At 39.0% G+C, this 1,144-nt stretch carries 1 protein-coding gene; it reads right to left on the bottom strand.

From position 1 onward, the window contains the following. Positions 1 to 101 precede the first annotated feature (101 nt). Positions 102 to 941 (bottom strand): isopenicillin N synthase family dioxygenase, encoded by an 840-nt coding sequence (locus tag PVK70_RS18720; protein ID WP_130049490.1) that lies wholly within the window; start codon positions 939 to 941, stop codon positions 102 to 104. Between the last annotated feature and the right edge of the window lie 203 nt (positions 942 to 1,144).

Here is a 1,144-nt window from a genome sequence, read left to right on the forward strand (position 1 = left end):
CACAAAGTAGCCATAGAGCCTCAATCTCGATCACAGTGACACAAAAAAAGCGAGCAACCTAAATTACTCGCTTGTTCATATGATTCTTCAGCTGTTACTTATTAAATCACGCCTAGTTCACGTAGACGTTCCATTAAGTAGCTATTTGCAGTGTGGCGATCAGATAACACTACTTCTGGTTTTGGATGTAAAAACAAAGGTAGTGAGATACGAGATTTCGTTTTATCTGCACCTTCTGGGTTAATCACTCGGTGCGTTGTTGATGGGTAATAACCCCCTGACGCTTCTTGCAACATATCACCAATATTAATGATTAGGTTACCAAAATCACAAGGTACATCTAACCAATCACCTTCTTTAGTCTTAACTTGTAAACCCGGCTCATTCGCGGCAGGAAGCACTGTTAATAAGTTAATGTCTTCATGTGCACCAGCTCGGATAGCACCAAGCTCCTCATCACCTTCTAACGGTGGGTAATGCAGAACACGAAGCAATGTCTTATCACTTTGCTCTACCATGCTAGATAATGATTGAGAGTACAGTGCAGAAACATCTTCCGGAGAGTGTACTTCAACCCAGGATAATAGCTCACTAGCAAGTACATTAGCGTTATCGTAATACTCTTGAATTTGAGCTTTCAATTGAGCAGGGCATTGGCCTGTTGGGTAATAATGATAGTACTCTTTAATGTCTTTTTTAGTGTGCCCTTTTGCGACTTCTGATACCGATGCAGGGAAAAAGCCATCTTGAGTGTCTACATTAAACTGGAAGTTTTCTTTTTCTTCGCTGTTAAAGAATGCATACCAATTGTCGTAGATGCTTTGTACAAGCTCTTGTTGAATCGGATGATTTTTTAACACGCCAAATCCTGTTTCACGCAGTGATTTAACAAACTGCTCCGCTGCATTCTCAGCAGTGTAATCAATTGCTTCTAATTTCATAATTATTATCTTATCGTTGGCTGACTGGTTTTTATAATGTGTTTTTATAATGTACTGTTAAATTGTATTAAGATGAGCAGAGAGCCTCAAGCGCTAATGTCTAAAAACAGACAACAATTCGTTTACACATAGAAACGCAACTATTCTGTGCAACAACAATAAAGAGAAAAAGAAGAATATTTATGGTGGGATATTACCCCAGG

Origin of the sequence: Aliivibrio sp. A6 (assembly GCF_028765505.1) — a bacterium.
Classification (GTDB): Bacteria; Pseudomonadota; Gammaproteobacteria; order Enterobacterales; family Vibrionaceae; genus Aliivibrio; species Aliivibrio finisterrensis_A.

What these genes read in the sequence shown, in the direction of transcription:
- PVK70_RS18720 (WP_130049490.1), bottom strand. Translation starts at nt 941, where the DNA reads ATGAAATTAGAAGCAATTGATTACACTGCTGAGAATGCAGCGGAGCAG.